The sequence below is a fragment of the Synechococcus sp. BA-120 BA3 genome (assembly GCF_034931285.1).
In the GTDB taxonomy this organism is placed as follows: domain Bacteria; phylum Cyanobacteriota; class Cyanobacteriia; order PCC-6307; family Cyanobiaceae; genus Cyanobium.
In genome coordinates this window covers 1-1642 of sequence record NZ_JAYGHZ010000162.1, presented here as the reverse complement: position 1 = coordinate 1642, position 1642 = coordinate 1, and the positions used below count along the sequence as shown (strand labels likewise).

Here is a 1642-nt window from a genome sequence, read left to right as displayed (position 1 = left end):
GGATGATGCGGACTTCTGTGCAGTTTGGGTTTTTTTTTTCCAGCAAAAGACGGGATACGGAGTTCCCGTGCGTCTCGTGGGGTCGGAGATGTGGATAAGAGGCAGGCTCCCAGGTGGCCGGAGCGATGCGGAACGCCAGTTCGCAGGCCAGCCGCACCCCCCGCAGCAGCCGCAGGGGGTCGTCGAGCAGGTTGGCTTCGCTGATGGCCACCAGCCGGCTTGCGGCCAGGTCCGGCAGCCCGCCGCAGGGGTCGATCAGCCGCAGATCCGCGGCCGATCCGGGGCCCGTCGACGCCGCCCCCTCCAGGGGCAGGGCGATGGCATTGGCGGTGAAGTCGCGGCGGGTCAGATCGGCGGCCAGGTCTTCACCGGCGCAGCGGGCCAGGTCGATCGTCCAGCCCTGCAGCACCAGCCGGGCGATCGAGCGCTCCTGGTCCAGCACCACACAGCTGCCGCCCAGCTGCCGCCCCAGGCGCCGGGCCAGGTCGATGGCGTCCACGGGCACCACCAGGTCCAGATCCGGCCGGGGGGTCAGTCGGCCCAGCAGGCCGTCCCGGACCGCTCCCCCCACCAGCGCCGTGCCCGCCGGCAGCTGATGGGGCGCCACCGGCCAGGTCTCCGGTGCCAGGGCCCGCCACAGTTCAGGGACTTGACGTCCCGGCTCGCACGCCACAATGGGCGCCCTGCTGGGCCGCGGCGGCATGTGCATCTGCGTGGATTGCCACTGGGTCGAGCGCTGTCAGGCCTACCACGCGGTCGAGCGCCAGCATGGCGTCGCCCACCTCAATCCCGCGCCCGACTTCCGCCCCCGCCAGCCGCGCATCCACGTGCAGGTGCTTGATCTCGATGCCACCGGCACCAGCGTGGGAGTGGAGTGGGACGTGCGGGCCTGCTCCGATTTCCGCTCCGACCCGGGCCGCTGGCGTCGCTGCCGCCCCGACGGACCGCTGCCCACATGAGCCTGCTTCGTGATCCGGACGGTCGCCGCTGGCTGCTGGCGCTGCACAGCTCCAGCGAGAACCTCGGCGTGGGACTGCAGCGCCTCGGCGCGGCGGCGCCCGAGCGGCTGGAGACGTTCCCCCTCGGCCGTTCCCTCTCCAACGGGCTGTTCGAGTGTCTGGAGTCGGTGCTGCCGGCCAGTGCCTGGCCCCGGCTGGGCCGCCTGGCGGTGGCCACCGGCCCCGGCGGCTTCACGGGCACCCGCTTGACGGTGGTGCTGGCCCGCACCCTTGCCCAGCAGCTGGCACTGCCTCTTGACGGAATCAGCAGTTTCCGGCTGATGGCCCGCCGCCTGCTCACCGGATCCGAGCCCCCCAGCGAGGGTCCCTTCTGGTTGCTGCAGGAGCTGCCGCGGCGCGGTGTGGTGGCCGGGCTCTACGGCGCCGACCCGGGCCAGCCCGGCGGGGTCGCCGAGCTGGCGGCGCCGCGGCTCCATCGCAGCAGCGAGGCGCTGGCCCCGTACCCGATCCATCCGGCCCTGGTGCAGCTGCCGGAGGACGTGATCCAGCTGCTGGGCTTCAGCGCGGCGAACGCCGCCGCGGGACAGAACGCCCCCTGGCAACCGGTGCTGCCCCTCTATCCCACCAGTCCGGTGGAGGCGCTCCCATGCTGAGCCGCCCCGGACCCCGCCCCCAGCCCCGGC

Annotated in this window: 3 protein-coding genes; 2 read left to right on the top strand and 1 reads right to left on the bottom strand. The window is 72.9% G+C overall.

The window, feature by feature from the left end; all coding sequences use genetic code 11:
- Window positions 1-607, bottom strand: a 607-nt coding sequence (locus VB737_RS06885; protein WP_500312185.1) for a nucleotidyltransferase family protein, incomplete at its 3' end; no start/stop codon positions are given.
- Between the two features lie 94 nt (window positions 608-701).
- Between VB737_RS06885 and VB737_RS06880 the strand changes: the two genes are divergently transcribed.
- Both VB737_RS06880 and tsaB read left to right on the top strand, forming a co-directional pair.
- A complete protein-coding gene (locus tag VB737_RS06880) occupies window positions 702-959 on the top strand; it encodes a Ycf34 family protein (RefSeq protein ID WP_500312186.1) in 258 nt (85 codons plus the stop codon).
- Window positions 956-1612, top strand: coding sequence for a tRNA (adenosine(37)-N6)-threonylcarbamoyltransferase complex dimerization subunit type 1 TsaB (gene tsaB, locus VB737_RS06875; protein ID WP_500312184.1), 657 nt, complete (start codon window positions 956-958; stop codon window positions 1610-1612). Before VB737_RS06880 ends, tsaB begins: the two co-directional genes overlap by 4 nt.
- Window positions 1613-1642 lie beyond the last annotated feature (30 nt).